The organism is Desertivirga xinjiangensis (assembly GCF_024436435.1).
In the GTDB taxonomy this organism is placed as follows: Bacteria; Bacteroidota; Bacteroidia; order Sphingobacteriales; family Sphingobacteriaceae; genus Desertivirga; species Desertivirga xinjiangensis.
Map to the genome: position 1 here is coordinate 602,817 of NZ_JAFMZP010000004.1, position 21,681 is coordinate 624,497.

Here is a 21,681-nt window from a genome sequence, read left to right on the forward strand (position 1 = left end):
AAATGATGATGAATAATAAAAAATTGGTTTTTTACCCGGTGGCTGTCTTGATAGGATTTTTGATGCTGGTAAGCTCATGCAAAAATGATTTCGAAGACGAGCCCTTAAATAATATTACAGAAGATTATGTTTGGGATAAAACAGATGTAACCGGATCTTATGCGGAGCGTTTCCTGGCGAAAGCATACACCTACCTGCCTCAGGGATACGCCCGTATCAACGGGGTGCCTTTGGATTGTATCACAGATGATGCTGTTCCCAGCGATTCACGTAACACGAGCTGGAATTTTATTACCGGGGGATATAATCAGTACAATTTGCTTGATGATAACTGGGCCTCCATGTATAGGGGTATCCGTGTCGTAAATTCTTTTCTTAATAACTATCAGCGTGTGCCATGGGCAGATCCGAACCGTCCGAAATGGTTTGCTGCCGAAGCCCGGGTTTTAAGAGCTATGTTCTATTATGAGCTGATTAAAAGATATGGTGGCATACCTCTTATTGGAGACAGAGTGTTTGAAGCAAATGATGAGGAGCTATATACGATCAAGCGTAACACGTTCGAAGAATCTGTAAACTATGTAGTGGCTGAATTGGAAGCTGTAAAAGACGATTTACGTCCTGATGCAAGTCTGGTGTCCAGAGACGGCAAAGGCACGAAGGAAGGTACAGATCCGGATGCAGGCCGGATGAGAAAAAGCGGTGCCCTGGCAATAAAAGCCAAAATATTGCTGCTGGCTGCCAGCCCATTATTTAATTCTCCGGAAGGAAACAGTAATCCGCTGTCTGGTTACACGAGTTATGATGCAGAAAGATGGAACGATGCTGCTAAGGCCGCTAAAGATGTCATAGACCTGAATTTATTTAAGCTTGAGCCAAGCAGATGGACGCTGGCTATGTACAGGGTCAATACTGAAAATATTCTTTTCAGACAAGGTGGCGGAAATACCAACCAATACGGTTACCGGATGTCTCCGGTAGGGTATAGAGTAAATAATGTGGATTGCAACGGGCTGGTGAGTCCAACACAGGAACTGGTCGATGCATTTCCTATGGTTAACGGTAAGGGAATATATGATGACCAATCGGGTTATGTTTCCAATAATCCTTACGCAGGCAGAGACCCCCGCTTGAATCAGACTATCTTTTACAATGGCTCCCGGTGGCTAAAAAGGGATGTTGCCACTTACGAGGGCGGTGCAGACAAGCCAAATGTAGTATCTAAGCCGGTGCAAACCCAAACTGGTTACTATGCGAAAAAATTCTTAGCGAATGATGCTGAGAATGCAGCCTTTACCGCAACGCCTTACCAGACAGAATACTCATTTTGGGTCTATGTGCGTTATGCAGATATTCTGCTTTCTTATGCCGAAGCGCTGAACGAATATTCCGGGCCGCTTCCTGCAGTCTCTGAGGCGGTGGATCTGGTGCGTACCAGGGCTGGTATTGGTACGATTGCCCAGGCTTTCGGCACTGTGGATCAGACCAAAATGCAGGAAATTATCCGCAACGAAAGGAGGGTGGAATTTGCATTTGAAGAACATCGCTTCTGGGATCTTCGCCGTTGGAAAATAGCCGAAACAAAATATGGAAATGGCGCCGTGCTGCATGGTGTAAAAATCACAAGAGCCGACGATGGAACATTATCGTACAGCAAGGTGCCTGTTGCCACGCCGTTTTTCTTCCCAGGTATGTACAGGCTACCTGTGGCGAATAGGGAAATTTTGGTAAATCCGAATATGAAGCAGAATGATGGTTATTAATTATCTCAAAAGAAGATCGGAAATGAAATTAATCAAACTTATACTAATACTTATTGCTCTATTGCCCATTAATCACTTGTATGCGCAGCAGCAAAAAGAACGGGTAATAACCGGCCGGGTACTCGACGACCTAAAAATACCATTTCCATACGTTTCTGTTTTAGAAAGTGGTGTAATAGGTAATGGAACCAGAACAGATGCCGAAGGAAAGTTCAGGTTAGCCCTCAAAGGAAGCAGCAATAAACTGGAGTTTAAATTTTTGGGTTATCTTACGAAAACAGTACCTGTCGGCGAAAGTTCTGTTGTAAATATCACCATGGAAGTTGACGCCAAAGGTTTGGAAGAAGTAGTTATTGTTGGGCAAGGTACACAGAAAAGGATTACTAACACCGGTGCTATCAGTGCAATTAAGGGAGAAGAAATTAAGGGAATACCAACTTCTAGTTTGCAGAATACGCTTGTCGGTCGCTTGCCTGGTTTGTTTTCACAGCAAGGATCGGGACAACCAGGTAATGATGCTGCGACTTTTTATATCCGCGGAGTGAATTCTTTAAACGGAGATACAAAACCCTTGATTATTGTCGACGATATTGAATATGAATATAGCCAGGTGCAACAGTTAAATCCGAATGAGGTAGAATCCGTCACTTTACTAAAAGATGCTTCTACCACCGCTATATATGGTATAAGGGGAGCAAACGGGGTCTTGGTGATTACTACCAAAAGGGGATCTATAGGAAAACCTCAGGTTAATTTTTCCTCAGATTTCGGCTTTAACCGCTTTATAAAAATGCCGACTTTTCTGGATGCGTATACTACTGCCTTATTGAAAAACGAGGCAACTATTAATGATAGTTATGGATCCTCCAGTATTCCTACGCTGCCATTCTCACAAGAAGATCTGGAATTATATAAAAATGGTAACGATCCTTTTGGACATCCTAATGTAAACTGGTCTGACGTATTGTTCGATAAAATGTCTGCTCAAAACCGTTATAATTTAGATTTTAGCGGCGGAAAGGGAAAAGTAAAATATTTTACCTCCCTGGGTTATTACACCCAGGACGGGCAATTGAAACAGTTCTCACCAACGGTAGCCGGTGATGACGTTAATAACAAATACTTTTACCGTCGCACCAATTTCAGATCCAACCTGGATATCACTCCTATCAGTTCTATGAAATTAAGGTTTGACATCAATGGGCGCTTCGAAACCAAGAACGACCCCGGAGGAGTACAGAATGTCGGCGGACTTTTCCGGGAACTCTATTCATATTTCTACCTACCCTCGCTGGCTATGCCTGTTACAAATCCAGATGGAAGCTACGGTTATGGTGTATTCCCCAGTGGAAATGGTGTAGCGCATCCTATCAATCGCCTGGCCAATGGTGGCTATAAAAGATCATTCATGAATAACTTTAACATAGTTGGAGGGATAGATCAAAAGCTTGAGTTTATCACAAAAGGATTATCGGCCAAAGGAACACTTTCTTACGCCAGTAATATCAATGAATATCGTAACCTTACCCGAAACTTAACCGATCTGCCTTCTTTTTTTTACGATTCTGAGTCAGGTACGTACACCATAAAAGATGCAACAAAATATAAATATGTGCCTTATTCTTTGAATACAGGTGCCGATGCTTTTAATAATACTATCGTGTTGCAGGCTCTATTGAGCTATGATCGCGTTTTTGGCGATCATCACGTGTATGGTCTGGGGATGTTTAACCAACGGAGTTATTCTAATAAAGAGGCGCTTTCAGTGAATTACCGAGGGTCGACCTTAAGGCTGGGTTATGATTTTAAAAGAAAATATTTACTCGAATTTAATATCGCGAGGAATGGTAACGATGTGTTCAGAGAAGAAGAACGGTACGGTATCTTTCCTGCAGCATCTATAGGCTGGAACTTATCGGAAGAGAAATTCTTCAAGAATGCCTTTCCATTCTTCGACCTCTTTAAGCTAAGAGCTTCTCATGGTTTGGTAGGTAGCGATGCAACCTATCCGACAAAAGTTGAAGAAGAAATTATATATACTCAAAATGATAAGGCAGGGGAATTTGGCTTCGGAACAGGTGCAGTTTCATCCGGAGCAAGAGGAAATGTTAACGGACTTGCAGAAGGGGCATTGGTAAATCGTTTCGTAACCTGGGAGAAGGAAAGAAAAACCAATATAGGTATGGACGTGAATATGTTTAATGGTAAAATAGCATTGACCGCCGACTATTTTTATAATTTTCGTTACGATCAGCTGATCGATCAGGGTGATGTGAACCTCATCATAGGACAGGTGCTACCCAAAAAGAACATAGGAGAGACCTCTAACAAAGGGTTCGATGGATCTTTGACCTATAGAAGCAGAACTCGTAATGTGGATTATTCTATTGGCCTAAATGCTTCTTATGCAATCAATAAAATCGTTTATGTTAGTGAATCGCCGGATTTTCCTTACCTGGCGAGAACGGGTACCCAGATAGGCCAACCTGTTGGTTATATTTCAATGGGTTTTTATCAACTAAATGATTTTGATGCATCCGGTAACATAAAGGCAGGAATTCCGGTATATTCTGGTGCGTTGGTGCAGCCGGGAGATATTAGGTATAAAGATTTGAACGGTGATGGTGCGATAACATCTGCAGACCGAACCTATTTTGGAAAACCACAGGTACCTACAACTACACTTGGGTTAAATTTAAGTGCCAGTTTCAAAGGTTTTTATTTGAATGCATTAGTACAAGGGGCCTGGGATTATTCCGTTAGGGTAGCGGGTGAAGGTAGTGATGCTTACTTCAGCAATTTCCGCGAGTGGCACTTGGAACGCTGGACTCCTGCGACTGCGAATACTGCAACTTATCCACGTCTTGGAATCGATTACTCTAAAGGAACAAATTATAGCTGGAACTACCTTTCAGACTTTTGGTTTGCCGACGCTAGTTATGTACGGTTAAAATCGCTGGAGCTTGGTTACAATATACCGCAATCGTGGCTTCCAAAAAATGCTTTTATAAGGAATGCCAGAATTTATGGAAATGGTTATAACCTGGTCAATATCAATAATATGGGAAAATTTGAGCAGGATGCCGAAGTAGCATCAGGTACTGGTGATGTGTACCCGAATACGGCAATATTTAATTTCGGATTTCAACTTGGTTTTTAACATGAAGATGATGAAACATAGAATAACAAAAACATCCTTGTTACTCTCAGTAATGATGGTAATGCTGCTGTTAAACGCCTGTAAAAAGGACTTTTTAGAGAAGGAAACCTTGTCATACCTGAACGAAGATGCTGCATTTACCGATAGTGCCAGAGCAGAGTATTTTGTAAACAGCAGGTACGCAAATATTTCTTTTTCATGGAATCCAACAACACGTTTTGATAGCGGAAACGGTTTTTCATCAGCTTCCGATGAGGCTGGGTTTTCCTTTACCTTAGGTGCGCCTCCATACTCACTGTTGATAATTACAGGTGCTGCTAATCCAAGTAATACGGATACCAAACTGTGGACCTTGTATTACAAAGAAGTGCGGGCCGCAAATCTTTTTCTGAGAAATAAAGACAAAATTCCAGTGACCAGCAATTACAAGGATCAATTAGAGGGGCAAATAAGGTTTTTACGAGCCTGGTATTCTTTTATGATGTTGAAAACTTATGGAGGGTTTCCGTTAATAGGCGACAAGGTATTTGATGAGGGGGAAAAGATAGATGTTCCGCGTAGTACCTACGAACAATGTGTAAATTATATTGTGGCCGAATGTAATGCTTCGGCAGCTTTATTGCCTCCATCTTACGATGTAAATAACTATGGCAGAGCAACAAGCGGCGCCGCGCTCGCTTTAAAGGCAAGAACCCTTCGTTATGCAGCAAGTCCATTGGTAAATGGAGCAAGCGATTTATCCGATCCGGAACATTTGGTGTCTTATGGCACTTACGTTGAAGACAGATGGAGACTCGCTTTAGATGCTGCACAAGATGTAATAGATCTGGATATGTACAACCTTTATCAGGCCAGCGGAACTTCAGAGGATTTTTACAATATGTTTCTGCAAAGAAATCAGACAGGTTCAAATATTGAGCATATTTTTGCCTTCATGCGAACTACAGGAAGGTATTTAGAGACTACCTGGAACCCGCTAAGCAGGGGCTATCAAAACTCTGCATCTGGTTTTCCTACTCAGGAACTGGTTGATGCCTTTGGCATGACCAATGGTTTACCTATCGGTGATCCGCAATCTGGCTATCAGGGCGATACCGATCCTAATAAAATGTATGAAGGCCGGGATCCGCGTTTCTACCATACCATTACTTATAACGGTTCTTCCCGGTCTTTTACAGGTTATACAGATGCTAAAGTATGGACTTATACGGGAGTAATACCGGAAGGCAATGCATCGGTAAGCGGTGCTTCCCTGGATGGAATTTATAAATCAGGTGCGACTGCTACCGGGTACTATGCCAAAAAGATGCTGTATGACCAATCTGTGCCGGGCGGCTCAGAAAACAGCAGGCCTGATGTGCTAATACGTTATGCTGAAATACTGCTATCGGCTGCAGAAGCCTCAAATGAGTTATATGGCCCTTCTGACGATGTTTATGGCTGGCTTGCAGAAATACGTAAGAGAGCAGGAATACCAGAGGGGGCTTATTATTATGGTTTAAAAAAGAAGGTACACACTAAAGAAGAACTCAGACAAATTATCCAGAATGAGTGGCAAGTGGAGTTTGCTTATGAAGAGCACCGCTACTGGGATGTTCGCAGGTGGAAGATCGCACCTGTGACAGAGAACCGGGAAATCCATGGAATGGAGATTACGAGGGCAGCAGATGGTTCTTATAGTTATAAGAAGATTGTGAACAGAAAGCACGTGTTCAATACAGCCATGTATTTCTGGCCGATACCACAAAGCGAGATCACAAAGTCGCCTTCATTAAAACAAAATCCGGGTTATTAAAAATAGAAAATATTAGCCATGAAGATATTAAACAATAAACTGCGTTGGATCTGTACTCTTTTAACAGGTATAACCATTGCATTCAGTAGTAGCTCCTGCAGAAAAGAACTGGACTACGGTACCGTTGAACTTCCTTACAGAAACCAGGTTACAGGGCAGGAGGTGGTTTCCGATGCTGGGTTTAAACATCCAGGCATACTACTGAGCATAAAGGATCTGAACAATTTAAGAGAACAAAGGTCAGCTTCTACACCCGAGTATCTCACTTTTAGTGCCAGCACCTTTGCTAAAATAGACTATGTGCCGCGTGGTCCCTTTATTAAAGTGAGCAGGGGATCTGGAAGTGATGATGCAAATTTGAATCGTTCAGCGTATGAAAATGATGCGACCGCGATCCTTTATCAGGCTGTACAGTGGTATATTACCGGAGACACAACCTATGCCGGGAATGCCATGCGGATGTTAAAGGGATGGACCACTACCCATAAACAATGGGGACATCACGAATCGTATTTCCTGGCCTGCGAATACGGCGGCCCTTATATGATGGCTGGTGCGGAAATCCTCAAGTATACCTATCCCGGTTGGACTAAAGAGCTTAACGACGCCTGTGTGGATTATTGCAAAAACATGCTTTATCCTTTAACAAATATAAATACAGGTGTAATACGCAGGGCCAACCAGGGTGCAATACAATTGATGGGCGCTATGCCGATGGCTATTTTTTGCGACGACCGTGATTTCTATAATAAGGTATTAGATATTTATCATAATGATGCCTGTGCGGGTATTATTGCCACCTTACCTAGTGGCCAAAATCCTGATTCCGGACGCGACGCTGGTCATGCTTATGGATTTTTTGCGTCTATCGCTGAAGTTGCAGAAAGTGCCTGGATACAGGGACTGGACCTATATTCTGAGTTAAATAACCGCATTCTGGCAATGGCTGAATACCATAGCCGCTATAATTTAGGCGAAACGGTAGAATACCAGGTGTCTCATGGCGCTTGTTACGACTGGTATCTTACCATTAACGAGGACGGCGGTGCTGCTGACAGAGGTAAAAAGATCTGGGATCCCAATGGATATGCATTGATCAGCAGTGCTTATGCACGCCTGGGTGTTCCGGCTCCAAATGCTGTGAAATACCTGAACCATCTGAATCCGCATCCCAGCAAGTTTCTGTTTAATAAGAAAGCCAGTTCAACGGCTTCCACAATTCCATCAAACCTTTTACCTGCCCCCTTTGTGATGAATCCTTTAACAGGCGGTTTGAGTGATATAGATATGGCTGGAATCGGGACAGTCGGTATTCCGGGAAGTTCTGCATACAACAATGGTGTATGGACGGTGAAAGGTTCCGGTAATGTAATACCTATGGACGGTACCTGGAATATGTGGTATAATAAATGGCTGACTAGCAACCATGCTACTTCAGAACCGGTTCATTTCGCTTATAAGGAATTAACGGGTGATGGTGCAATTGTTGCAAAAGTGACTAGTTTAGACCTGGCTAACGGTTTTATGACTGTAACTAATGGCGTGAATGATGGCATTAGAGCCGGAGCCGGAGCGGGCTTGATGATAAGGACCTCGCTGACGGACAATGCCAGTTATGTACTCTTAGGTATGGCGGCTGGCAGTACGAGCACTACCTCTACTAATGGTATTCAGATACAATCCAGAGGATTTACAGCCAGTAGTAATGATTTTGTAAACTACTTTGCTATTGACGGGCCAATGGGTACCAGGAGAGTTCCTTTCTGGTTGAAGCTGGAAAGAAGAGGTAACCGGGTGATGGGATATTGTTCTGACACGGGCGAGTTTTGGACACCAATGAACGTGTTCACTTTGCCTCAAAGCGCAAAAATGTATATAGGCCTTTTTGCTAACTCTGACGACAAAACCAAGTTGGCAACAGCAACATTCACCGATGTTAAAATGGGTAATCAATAGAGATCATGAAAAGAATAGCTATTTATATAATACTTCTGGCAGTCTTTTTTGAAGGCTGCACTAAAGGTGGTGAACTGGTAAATTCAGAAGATACTATGGCATATGCGGTAACTGGCGATGGCGACAGCCACCAGATGGTTCCTGAAATGATCAAGCCAACCGGAGCCACTGCAAACTTTAAGGGGATGTATGCTGTAGGAACGAACAGTTTTAATTTTTCGATCAGCTGGAACAATCTCTATACAACAGTAAAGGATACCATTACCTCTTTAAGGTTTTATGGCCCGGCTGGAGAGGAGTATCTTGGCGATCCTATGCAATTCGTTAATCTTAACAGCAGCACAGCATCAGGAACCCTCAGCTATAGCTTGTCGGGAATACAGGGATTACGGAAATCTTCAATGGACGATCTGCTGGCTGGAAAATTATACTATGTACTGAGTACTAAAAAGTTTCCGGAAGGCATTTTGAGAGGGCAGCTCAAAGCTGCTCCGGGCGATTATTCAAAGTCTCTGGTAAAGTCTATTAGTTTTAAAAGCAGGGTGCTGGTAATGACATCAGGTCAGCAGTTGGATTTGAATCAAGCGATCGTGATCCAGCCGGTGTATGCCAGCAACAAAACCATTATCTGGGAAAGTGCAGATCCCACGTCTGCTACTGTGGATGCGAATGGTAAAGCTACCGCCCTGAAGTCTTCTATAGTAAAGATATATGCCAAAGCAACAGATGGTACAGGCAAAATTGGTGTCGTTACTCTTGCTATTGATTACATACCTGTATCCTCTGTCACACTTCTTGAGAAATCGCTCGACCTGTTAACTATAGGAAGTACCACAACACTCCATGTAGAAACAATTTTACCTGCTAACGCCAATTTGAAAGAGGTTGTTTGGAGCAGTAGTGACGAAAGCATCGCAACTGTAAGTGAAGACGGGGTAGTTACAGGAGTGGGTGCCGGGCAGGCAACAATTACTGCGTCTGCTGCTGACGAATTTGGCGCTACCGCATCGATTGTTGTTGGCGTAATTAACAATGCCAGCGCAAAACGTATAGAGGCAGAAAGATTCACTTCCGGAAATGTTAAAGCAGAAACGAATGCAAATTACACAAATGGCGGTGGCATTGGTAGTATCAGAAATAACTATACTGCTGTATTCGACAATGACAGGTTGAAACTCAAAGATTTTACTTTCATGGAAGTTAATGCAGGTAGTCTTAATACTGGAAACGTGACGGTAGAGATCAGAGAAAACAGTGCTAACGGCAACTTGTTGGGTAGCGTGGTGTATCAAAACACGGGTGGATGGCAGACTTTGCAGAAGCGGAGAGTGCTTATCGATAAGTCGGCGATAACTAATCCGGATGCAGAAACTACTATTTGTTTGGTATTTAAAGGAAACAATGAGTGGCTGATCAATGTGGATTGGGTCGAGTTTAAATAATATTAATCAGGTGCATGCATTTATGTATGCACCTTTTCTTTCCCTTATAAAAGAGATTATGATGAAATCTGATTTTACTCTAAAAATTAAAGATATACGGGCATCAGTGTCAATATATCTCCTTGCTTTAATAATGGTGGCTGGCGCCTGTAAAAAGTCGGGTGAAGATACGGTGGCGCCCGAAGAAACAGAGCCAACGAAGGTTGAAAGACTGGTGTTCACCAAAAGAAGTCTGAGTTTATCTGCTGGTGATACAGCCACATTGAAGATCTCAGTTCTGCCAACTTTTTCCAGCGATAAAGCTTTGGAATGGAAAAGTGCCAACAGTAATGTTGCGACGGTATCTGCAGAAGGAAAGGTAACTGCTGTAGGCCGTGGCAAAACATATATTACTGCAACAGCAAAAGATGGAAGCGGCTTGTCTTCTACCATACGCGTGGCGGTAGATTACCAGTTCGTTTCTGATATTGCTTTAAGTATGCAGGGCGGCAACAGAAAACTGGATGTAGGCGAGCAGGTAAGCCTTGTTGCTGCGATACAACCAGCTGAAGCAGACGAAAAGGCTCTTGACTGGACAAGCAGTGATCCTGCTATTATCACAGTTGATGAAAATGGTACTGTCACAGCAATAGGCACAGGTAAAGCAGTTATAACTGCGGTAGCTACCGATGAAAGTATGGTGAGTAATAAAATTGAGATCGAAGTAAATCCTGTTTTGGTTTCGAACATCACACTTTCAACGACTACTATTAACTTTACGCAAAAAACCCAAAGTGAAACGTTAACAGCTACCATTTTACCTGCTGGTGCTACTAATAAAGTGTTAGAATGGAGCAGCAGTGATCTGACTGTAGCGACAGTACAAGACGGTGTGGTTAGACCTGCCGGAAGTGGAACGGCCACAATTACAGCAAAAGCTACGGATGGCAGCAATGTAACTGCAACCGCAATAGTTACTTCTAATTTACCAACCTTTAAAATCGAAGCTGAAGATTTTACGTCTACTGATGCGTCACAGGGGGTTCGGAAAGAAACTAATGCAACAAACTATGAAAATGGACAAGGGATAGGTTCAATTAGGAGTGGAAAGTTTGCCCTCTATGAGAATAATCCAGTAAATGATCTTCGAAGTTTTGACAATGTTGACATCAGAGCCCAAGGTAATGGCAGTGCAACCACACCAAGGGTTGAGGTAAGGGTTGGGAATAGTAGCGGTGCTTTGCTCACTACCATCAATTTGACTGCTGATGGAAAATATGCTGTTTATTCCGCTCAACTGGATGCGACTGCTAAAGCTGCATTAACGGGCTCTACAACCATATGTTTGGTGTTCCGGAATAGTGGAGGTACCTGGGTTTGTAACGCAGACTGGATAAGATTCAGGTAAAGAATGGTTGCCATTTAATTGAACTTAAGAGCGGGTTGGAACTTTACAACCCGCTTTTTTTTATTATCACATACTACTCCTTATCTATTTTAATGAAGACGAAATAATTTCCATAAACGTTAAACATACACTTGCTAATCCGGTTTAGTGTGTATATATTTGATATATACTAATTGCAAGCCGAACTTCAAATCCTCCTTTAATAACCTGATTAGCTTCGGGATCCGGTAGAAGTCAAGCTAAAATCAAAATTTTAACCTTTTAGATTTAATTATGGAACTTCTTTACTCAAAAAAATTAGTGGCTTTAAGGGGTATGCTTATTAAAAGTGTGTTCTGTCTATTAGCTCCTTTATTTGTGTCTGCGCCATTGTTGGCGGCTACCAGAACTTCTGTGGGAAGTGGCGAATGGAATACCGGAGCGACATGGAGTGGCGGGGTTGTGCCAACGGCGACTGATGATGTGATTATAGCCAACGGGCATAACATTACTTTGTCTACCCCCCAGGGAAATTGTCTGAACTTAACCGTAAATGGAACCTTGACTTCAACAATTGCTGTAGATTGTAGGGGAAATTTATTGGTGTCAGGAACTTTTATATTTGGGGCGAATTCTTATTTTCGAGGTAACGCGGAAATCACTCCGACCGGAGTGTTTAATTCTGCAGCAAATGGAAATAGAGCGACATTTTATGGTTCTGCCGGTCTTAACAATGTAATCTTGACTAATAACGGACAGTTTGGAGAGGCTTCAGGAACTACAGCTCAAGGACCCGCATTGTTTGTATCTGGGGATCATATCAGAACTTTTAGAATGACAGGAACAGGAACTGCTCGTTTTCAAGGGGTGTCAGTTGGTGATGGTAGCACGGGAACTTTAGACATAGCAGTTGACCAGGATTGGGAGCTAAGAGGTACTGGCGGGGTTCTTTCTGTGGAAGGGTTTAGCAAACCTACTTCGGTTCGTTCCCTTACCATTAATGCAGGGAAAACGGTTGTTATCAAAGCTGGCTGGTTTCACATAGGTAATAACACTAATAATAAAGAGCCTACTGGCAACCACTGTCCTTACACTTATAATATTAATGGAACGTTGGATGTCTCATCCGGAAGGGTCAATTTAAGTACAACAAGTAGCGCAACCGTAGGCAATGCGGGTACTACTCAAAGTCTACTTGTCGAAGTAGGGCCAGCTGGCCTTTTTAAGATGGGAGGAGAGGTTTATATAAGAAAAGCACAGGCCACTCAAAGTCTGGACATTATTGTTAACGCTGGCGGCCGGATAGATGGTTCAGGAATAGCATTGAGCGCCAATTCAACAAATATTGGAGCCGCTGGCCCCTCATGGTTCAGTCTTGCTGACGGCTCCACTTATAGCAGGAAACTCAACGGTACTACGGCAACTAATTTTTGGGTAGGTACTTCTTCTGGTTATAATCCGGTGCAGGTGACCACCGGAGGTACAGAAGTATTAACAGTTGGCGCTTCTGGCTCCAGTACAAATCCACTTCCTCAACCAGGTTATGCTATCGGTAATTTTTGGACGATAACACCTTCAGTGCCTGTTGCTGCTGCTTCACTTGCCTTTGGCTACAATGATAGTCAGGCTGGACCGAATGCCGATGCAGGGGCTAGCATGGTTTTGGCCAGGTACAATCCAGGAACTTCTCTATGGGATAACTTGGGTTCGGCAATCCCTGCCGCTGGTACAGGTACAGACAGGCAGGTGGTATACAGCAATGTAGCTATGGATGCCGGCGGGGCCACATATGCAATAGGAAATGCCAGTGTACTTCCGGTTAAGCTGAAAGACTATACTGCAAAGTTAAGCAGGGAAGGTGCTGCAGAATTAAAATGGACTACAGCTACTGAGACCTCTAACGACTATTTTATCCTGAGCAGAAGCACTGACGGAATTAACTTCGATTTCCTGGCCAGAATTGAAGCAAAGGGGCCTTCTGAGTACACTTTTGTGGATGCAAATCCGCTTTCGCAAGTTAATTATTATCGTTTAGCGCAGGTAGATACCGACGGAGAAACGGAAGTATTAGGAATTGCTACGGTGAAAGTTTCTTTGTCAGCGGCTGATCTAAAGATCTATCCTAATCCTGTAGTAAATAATCAGTTTACGGTTTCAATACCTGAATCATCAGTCGAATCCGTATTGCGCATATATAATTTAACAGGCAATCAAGTATACCAGCGCGCGAAAGTCAAAGGAGAACAAGAGGTAAATGTTGGCAGCCTGGCTTCAGGCACTTATATAGTAAACGTAAATGGCGTTTCGAAACAATTAATAATAAAATAAAAATATTTTATTTAAGAGGGTGCTAAATAAGTACCCTCTTTTTTTTGTGTTATTGCGCAATATATCGACTGAATAGTGCTTTACTTTATATCGCTATTTAAGTCTAACCAACAACTTCCGGGGGAACTATTTCAACTATTTCGCTGGATTTACGTCGATTATTGCGTCTGGCTTATCAACCTTCCGCCTTCCTTATCTGCCTGAGTATTCATTCGTAATGTCTTAGGAAATCTCTTCTGGTAAGTCTATTTCTTCGTCCTGATCTAACCATTATAAAACTAACAAGATGAAAAAAACCATTTTAACCACTTTTTCTCATGTGCTATTGCTGCTGCTTGCCGCTTCTTGTACGAAAGAACAAAAAATCCTCAAGGAAGATGAGGCTTCTGTTACCTCAAAACGGGATGCAGCCAGTACCACGGCATTTACTTTTTCCCATCCGGGTGTGGGCTTTAGTACCTATGATCTGGAAAGAATGAAGGCTAACAGAACAGTTGCTCCCTGGTCTACCGGCTATTCAGCATTGACATCCAGTACCCAGGCTTCTTTAACTTACTCCATGCAAGGGCCTTTTGCTACAGTAGGAAGGGAACCAAACTCTAATTTAAGTCAGTACGAGAATGACTCTAAGGCTGTACTTTATCAGGCAATACTTTGGTATATGACGGGAAATACAACTTATGCAACTAAGGCTGTTTCCATCCTGAATTCATGGGCAACTACTCATACTGCCTGGTCGGGCACGACCCCTTTTCTCGCCGCTACTGATTTCGGTTTGAATTTCGTTATGGGCGCCGAAATCTTGCGCTATACTTATTCCGGCTGGACATCTACTAACACTACCAATAGCCAGAATTATTTTAATAATATGTTATGGCCTCAATTCGGTGTGGGATCTAACACCATGTTGAAATCAGCAAATCAGGGATCTGCCCAGTTAAAAGGAGCTATTGCAGTAGCTGTCTATTGCAATGATGCGACAAAGATGAATCAGGTGTTAGATGCCTGGCACTACAATGCCTGTGGCGGTCTCGGAGGAACCACCTTAGCTTCAGGACAAAATGCGGATTCTGGACGCGATCAGGGACATGCTCTCGGCCACTTGCAGAATATGGCGCTGGTTGCCGAAATTGCATGGAAACAAAATGTAGACTTATATGGAGAGCTTAACGACAGGCTAAAGGTAAGTATGGAATACTTTTCAAACTATAACTTGGGAAATACCGTGTCGTTTGTTCCCTTCGGGGCCTGTTATGGCCTTTATACAAGCATAGGTGCGACCGGCAGAAATTCGTGGGCATATAACACGTATACCACTGCAGCAGAAATTTTATATGGTGCATATGTTGCAAGAAAAGGACAAACGATGCCCTATACCTTGCAGTACCTGAATGCCATCCCGGCTCAGATCGAAACGTTTCTTTTCAAGAAAGATAACGCTTCCCCGCCAACTCCTCCTCCAGCGCCGCCCGCATCAGTTACCCTTCCCTCTCTTCCAAGTCCGGTAGCAGTTACTACTTTTACAAGTACCGATATTGGCAGTGTAGGCGTAGCGGGAAGTTCGACTTATTCCTCAGGAACCTGGACCGTTAAGGGTAGTGGAGGTGATCTATGGAACAGTCCTGACGCGTATCATTTTGCTTATAAACCACTAATTGGTGATGGCGTTATCATTGCCAGAGTAACAGGTGTTCAAAATACCAATGTCAATGCGAAAGCAGGTTTATTGATCACAGAAAGTTTGACGGCTACGTCTAAGCATGCTTTTGTCTATGCTAAATCTAACAATGCAGGAATTGGTTTTGCATCACGAAGTACAACCGGTGGTTCTGCTGAAAACACTCAAAGCCATTCGCCGGCAGTGCTTCCCTACTGGTTAAAACTTGAAAGAAGAAACAATTGGATAACCGCGTATAATTCAAACAATGGTACCACATGGACGCCTATGCGCGTAGTTTATATACCTATGGGATCCACTGTTTATGCAGGTTTAGCTGTAGCTGCTGTTAATAATTCCGTTCTTAATACCTCGACATTCACAGATGTTGCCATGAATTCGAATGTGCTGGTAAATCGTGCAACCGGCGGCGATGCTCTTGCCGACCGGCAGAATGTTGCACAAACGGCTGCAAAGGCGTTTGATGGCTCAACAGCAACTAAATGGTATACTGAAACTGCTGGGAGTACAGGCTGGTTGAGGTATCGGTTCGAAAGCGATATCGCCTGGCCGGTTAAAGAATACAGGCTTACCAGCGCAAACGATGTCCAGCAACGGGATCCGAAGAGTTGGCAGTTTCAGGGTTCTAACGATGGCTCTGCATGGACAACTCTCGATACGCGAACCGGAGAGGTGTTTACCGCTCGTTTGCAAATGAAAGCTTATAGTATTTCCAATACGACATCGTATAAATATTACCGTTTAAATATTACTGCCAATAGTGGCGGATCTTCTTACGGAATACAGTTAAGTGAATTCGCCTTGATGGCACCATAATATTAATTACTAATTTGTGTTAGTCAGGAGCAGCCAGTCAGCATTGACTGGCTGCGGTATTTAAATATACATTCAAACTAAGATTAGTTTGTTAAATCGGTTTAGTGTGTCTATATTTGGGAACACATACTTAGTTTCTATATCATCAGGGAACCATTATTTAACCTATTTTAAAATCCAATGATTAAGATGAGAAGAATAAATTTATTATTTATTGTTTTTACAATCTGTTATTTGCTGCCGCGAAATTTGCTTGCACAAGAAAAGCCACGGGACGTATTGGTTTTGGGTAATGTTCAATCCGAAGAACAACATGGTTTAAAATCGGAAAACAGTAAGATAGTCGCCGGTGCTTTATCTCAAACGGCACGTATCTTATTACCAAGGGAACCGCTTAATTATACGGGTGGGACACTTGCGTTCCGGATGCAGGTAGATCCTGTTAAACAAAATTACTTTACGGTAAAGTGCTGGGGTTCTGACAAGGATAAATCCATGCTGATGCTTTTTAGCGAAGGCAAGCAGGTGGGGTACCGCCATTTAGGGGATATCGATCTGTTATTTCTTGGAAATAATGAAGCCCCCTTAGCCGGCCGGTTCTTTTACGTGACTTTACCTATACCTCTTAATCATACTAAGGGTAAAAAAGAAGTGAACCTTGAAATCAGGTCTTATGGAGAGATCTGGGGCTATGGTGATACTTTTGAACGCTACCAGAAAGACATGACGGCACCGACGATGGGATTGTATAAAGTTTATACCCATACGTCAACCTTAGTTCAAACTGATAAAGCCTCTGCTACCGAAAAAGTGGATCTGAATGCAAGCATTAGGAATGATGTTGGCGAAGAAGTTCTGGTTGAATTAAAGGAACGTTTAAACAAGGAACTAGACGAAATTATCAATGCCGACAGGCCGATTAAACAGTTGGAAATCATGTTTGTTGCTCCTGCTTATCATATAAAGTGGACGCATGCTTACCAGAATCCTAAAGTTATCAGGCAGGTTATTGCAGGAATAGATGAGCATTACCGAAAGTTTGTTCAGGATCCGGATATAGTTTATTCTGACAAAAGTGTTTATAATTATGAGTGGCTGATAACGGGGCCTTTGTCAAGAGGGATCCGGGAGTTGTACACAGAGATCAAACCTCAGTTAGACGAGGAGATATCTAACGGAAAAGGTGCTAAAATCAATAGAAGGACTGCCTGGTCTGATATGTTACAAGCCAGTTTAAAGTACAGTACTACGCATAGGAGGCAATATACCAACCAGTCGATGATCATCGATTTATTCATGTACGACTGCAACAGGGCCCTGCTTCTGATAGATCCTGCACATGCGCTGCCTGAATTCCAAATATTAAGATATTTATATGAGTCAGTGGGTTTGGTGCCCTGGTTAGGCAAAGAAACAGCAAACGGACCCCAAAAGCCTTTGGGTGATGATTACTGGCAGTTAACGGCCAAAGGCCTGACGAAAGAATTAGGCTTTGTTGGATACTATGGAGAGGTGCTGGACTGGGTGGTTGACATTTACAAATCAACCTGTGCGCCGGGTGTGCCTCATTCAGGTGATGCGAAGATCAGGCAGCAATTGTTAAAAATGATGCGGGCACGTAGCTATTTCAGGTATCCTGCACTAGATGCAGACGGTAATAAAGCCATGAGAGCAGAAGCTGTAGTCGGCTGGAGAGATGGCGGACATTACCCTGGTAACGTCATGTATGGTGACAGAGGTACTGCATGGGACGCTACACCACTAATGACAGCAGCGGCAACTTTGGATGAACATGCTTTAGGTTACGCACAGCAAATGTTGAAGGATAATCAATTCTTCAATATCATAAAGATTAAATTGAAAGATAAAGGAATCAGAGCAAGCAAATCTTTATTATATGTCCCGGATGAGTATGAGCTGATAAAAAAGCAGGCGGACAGCAAATACCGTTTGCCTATGACTCCTGGTATGCCGGATTTTGTATTTGCAGATGAGGAAGACGGCGTGATAGCTATTAAAAATGGAGAAGATATATTATACGCTTCTTTATATTGGAGAGCAAGAAATGCAGTGAACAGATTGGCTAAAGTACATTACATCACGCCAACTACGGATGTAATTTCTAATATTTACATCGAACAGGAATTTGAACCTTCAGGGATGGAATATGTGAGAAGAGACTGGGTAAACCTTGGCTTCCAGGGGAGTAGGGAATGGTATAAAGGTATTTCCTCTGCTCATGCGGGAGAAGTTCAGCCGATAGCTAAAATCCCGGAAGGCGTCCCGTTCAGACCGGGTGATGAAAATGCCTATGCAGGGAAAGCAGATTTCTATAAAATGCAGTTTGGAAAATACCTGGTGGGTATGAACAGCAGTAAAGGGAAAACTTTTAAATTGCAAATTCCTGAGGGTTATAAAAAAGTTAAAAATCTGACAACGGGTAAATACATAAAGGAAAAAGAACTTAGTATCGACCCTATTTCAACAACAGTAATATATTTTGAAAAATAAACACATGAAACGTGAAATTTATACCTTGTTAATTTTGCTTTTAACAGGGTTTATACAGGCCCGGGCTCAACAAGATCTCAAACTATGGTATAAGCAGCCTGCCCGCCAATGGACAGAAGCTTTGCCCCTTGGTAATTCCCGCCTGGGAGTGATGGTTTATGGAGGAACAGAAAAAGAAGAACTCCAGTTAAACGAGGAAACAGTTTGGGGCGGTGGCCCCCATAGAAATGATAGCCCCAATGCTTTGAAAGCCTTGCCTGAAATCCGGAACCTGGTGTTTCAAGGAAATCTGCAGGCTGCACAGAACCTGGTGTCAAAGAATTTCGAGACACCACGAAATGGAATGCCTTACCAGACAGTAGGAAGCCTGATGCTTAATTTTCCGGGACATGCAGCTGCTGAGAATTACTATCGTGATCTTAATATTGAGAAAGCGCTTGCCACAACCCGCTACCGGGTGGGAGGTGTCACTTATGTTCGGGAGGTTTTCTCTTCGTTTACAGACAATGTTATTATCGTTCGTTTAACCGCCGATAAGGCAGGTTCCTTATCTTTTTCAGCTGCTTATAAATCACCTTTAAAACATGAGATATATAAGCAAGGCCAGAAATTGATATTGAAGGGCAAAGGTGAAGACCACGAAGGTGTTCCGGGAGCAATCCAGTTGGAAACACAAACGGAAGTGAAAAATGAAGGCGGAAAAGTGAAGGTTGAAAATGATAAGATCATCATCAATGGCGCTAACGCTGTAACGCTTTATATATCCGCAGCGACAAACTTTGTAAATTATAAAGATGTAAGCGGAGATGAAAGTAAAAAAGCAAGTGCTTATTTAGCTTCTGCAAAGAAGAAACCTTATTCCAAGGCTTTATCTGATCATACTGCCTATTACAAAAAACAGTTTGACCGGGTGCGATTAGATCTTGGAACTTCTGATGCTGCCAACCAGGAAACGCACCTGAGAGTGAAAAACTTTAATAACGGAAAAGATATTTCATTAGCTACTTTATTCTTCCAGTACGGCCGTTATTTGCTGATCTCTTCTTCTCAGCCGGGTGGTCAGCCGGCTAACCTTCAGGGCATTTGGAACGACCAGTTACTGGCTCCATGGGATGGCAAGTATACGGTTAATATCAACCTGGAAATGAACTACTGGCCAGCTGAAGTTACCAACCTGAGCGAGACTCACCTGCCCCTGGTTCAAATGGTCAAAGAACTTTCTGAAAGCGGCCGTGAAACGGCTAAGACCATGTATGGAGCTAATGGCTGGGTTTTACACCATAATACAGATATCTGGCGTAGTACGGGTATTGTAGACCGCGCTTTCTGGGGCATGTGGCCAAATGGAGGTGCCTGGTTGTGCCAGCATTTGTGGCAACGCTATTTATATAATGGAAACCGGGCTTACCTGGAGGATATATATCCTGCAATGAAGGGATCAGCGGATTTTTTCCTTGATTTCCTGGTGGAGCATCCTAAATATAAATGGATGGTAACGGTCCCCTCCAATTCGCCCGAGCATGGTCCAACTGGCGATGAGAAAAAGAACGCGCCATCCACAATCGCAGGCAGTACTATGGACAATCAGATTGCTTTTGATATTTTATCAAATACGCGGCTTGCCGCTAAGGTTTTAGGAAAGGATGCTGCTTATATAATGAAACTGGAAAATATGATCAGTAGGCTGGCACCTATGCAAATAGGGCAATACAATCAATTACAGGAGTGGCTGGAGGATGTAGATAATCCTAAGAGCGACCACCGTCATGTATCGCACCTTTACGGGTTGTTTCCAAGTAACCAGATATCTCCTTATCAACATCCGGAGTTGTTTCAGGCTGCTAAAAACTCGCTGGTTTTCAGAGGGGATAAGGCAACAGGATGGTCTTTAGGCTGGAAAATTAATTTGTGGGCCCGGCTGCTTGATGGTAACAAAGCTTTCAAATTAATCAATAACATGCTGATGCTGGTGGAGCCTGGAAATAATGACGGAAGAACGTATCCTAACTTGTTTGATGCGCATCCTCCTTTTCAAATTGACGGTAACTTCGGTTATACCTCCGGCGTTGCCGAGATGCTTTTGCAAAGTCATGACGGCGCAGTACATCTTTTACCAGCCTTGCCGGATGCCTGGAGAACGGGAAGTATCAGCGGACTGGTTGCCCGCGGCGGTTTTGTTGTCGATATGGACTGGGATGGAGTGCAACTCAATAAGGCGAGTATTCTTTCCAGAAATGGAGGAAATCTAAGGATTCGCTCGTATGTTCCACTAAAGGGGGAAGGCTTGAAGAAAGCTGAAGGAATAAATCCGAACGAGATTTATAAAACTGCAGCAATTAAAGAGCCTTTAGTTTCAGATAAGATTAACCCGCAAGTGCCCCTGCTTTATAAGATTTATGAATATGATGTGATGACCGAGGCTGGGAAACGGTATAGCTTTACAAGAGCGAACTAGCAGTCGTAGTCTTCGTTATATTGAAACCCTCATCAATTATATTACCAATTGAATGAGGGTTTGTTGTTAAAGGAAATAGGAAAAGAAATATTAATGAAAGATCCAAGATTACTCACTTTTTATGCTGCTGGCGAATGTCTTTAAGAGCGCTCTCCAATAAAATTGAAGGGCTTATTTCCAATATATCAGATATTTCAATAAGTCGTTTTACGGTAAGTTCTATTCGTCCAAGCTCAATACGAGAATAGGAATTTTGAGATAAGTCTAAACAGAATGCCATATAACTTTGAGAATATCCCCTTAAAAGGCGGTAATTTCTTATTGTTTTGCACATCATGGTAAACTGGTTTAGTTAACCAATTTACGTGCTTTTTTGTTTTCCTGCAATAGTTTAAGTTTTTTATTTACAAC

At 42.8% G+C, this 21,681-nt stretch carries 11 protein-coding genes; 10 read left to right on the plus strand and 1 reads right to left on the minus strand.

Annotated elements, in window-relative coordinates:
* Positions 1–2: 2 nt before the first annotated feature.
* From J3P37_RS13705 to J3P37_RS13750, 10 genes are all read left to right on the plus strand, one after another.
* Positions 3–1,763: a RagB/SusD family nutrient uptake outer membrane protein gene (locus J3P37_RS13705; protein WP_256011843.1), complete on the plus strand. Its 1,761-nt coding sequence runs from the start codon at positions 3–5 to the stop codon at positions 1,761–1,763.
* 22 nt (positions 1,764–1,785) lie between these two features.
* On the plus strand, positions 1,786–4,923 hold the full coding sequence (locus tag J3P37_RS13710; RefSeq protein ID WP_256011844.1) for a SusC/RagA family TonB-linked outer membrane protein: 3,138 nt from the start codon (positions 1,786–1,788) through the stop codon (positions 4,921–4,923).
* Between the two features lie 7 nt (positions 4,924–4,930).
* On the plus strand, positions 4,931–6,718 hold the full coding sequence (locus J3P37_RS13715; RefSeq protein ID WP_256011846.1) for a RagB/SusD family nutrient uptake outer membrane protein: 1,788 nt from the start codon (positions 4,931–4,933) through the stop codon (positions 6,716–6,718).
* A gap of 18 nt (positions 6,719–6,736) precedes the next feature.
* Positions 6,737–8,674, plus strand: a complete 1,938-nt coding sequence (locus J3P37_RS13720) for an alginate lyase family protein (RefSeq protein ID WP_256011847.1) — start codon at positions 6,737–6,739, stop codon at positions 8,672–8,674.
* A gap of 5 nt (positions 8,675–8,679) precedes the next feature.
* Positions 8,680–10,116: an Ig-like domain-containing protein gene (locus J3P37_RS13725; RefSeq protein WP_256011848.1), complete on the plus strand. Its 1,437-nt coding sequence runs from the start codon at positions 8,680–8,682 to the stop codon at positions 10,114–10,116.
* Between the two features lie 58 nt (positions 10,117–10,174).
* The gene (locus J3P37_RS13730; RefSeq protein WP_256011849.1) at positions 10,175–11,503 is read left to right on the plus strand and encodes an Ig-like domain-containing protein; all 1,329 of its coding nucleotides are present in this window, start codon (positions 10,175–10,177) and stop codon (positions 11,501–11,503) included.
* A 273-nt stretch (positions 11,504–11,776) separates the two neighbouring features.
* Positions 11,777–13,810, plus strand: coding sequence for a T9SS type A sorting domain-containing protein (locus J3P37_RS13735; RefSeq protein WP_256011851.1), 2,034 nt, complete (start codon positions 11,777–11,779; stop codon positions 13,808–13,810).
* 286 nt (positions 13,811–14,096) lie between these two features.
* Positions 14,097–16,304, plus strand: a complete 2,208-nt coding sequence (locus J3P37_RS13740) for a discoidin domain-containing protein (RefSeq protein ID WP_256011852.1) — start codon at positions 14,097–14,099, stop codon at positions 16,302–16,304.
* A gap of 189 nt (positions 16,305–16,493) precedes the next feature.
* The gene (locus tag J3P37_RS13745; RefSeq protein ID WP_256011853.1) at positions 16,494–18,815 is read left to right on the plus strand and encodes a hypothetical protein; all 2,322 of its coding nucleotides are present in this window, start codon (positions 16,494–16,496) and stop codon (positions 18,813–18,815) included.
* A 4-nt stretch (positions 18,816–18,819) separates the two neighbouring features.
* The gene (locus J3P37_RS13750) at positions 18,820–21,270 is read left to right on the plus strand and encodes a glycoside hydrolase family 95 protein (protein WP_256011854.1); all 2,451 of its coding nucleotides are present in this window, start codon (positions 18,820–18,822) and stop codon (positions 21,268–21,270) included.
* 112 nt (positions 21,271–21,382) lie between these two features.
* Here J3P37_RS13750 and J3P37_RS13755 read toward each other — a convergent pair whose 3' ends face one another.
* Positions 21,383–21,607: a helix-turn-helix domain-containing protein gene (locus J3P37_RS13755; protein ID WP_369414080.1), complete on the minus strand. Its 225-nt coding sequence runs from the start codon at positions 21,605–21,607 to the stop codon at positions 21,383–21,385.
* Between the last annotated feature and the right edge of the window lie 74 nt (positions 21,608–21,681).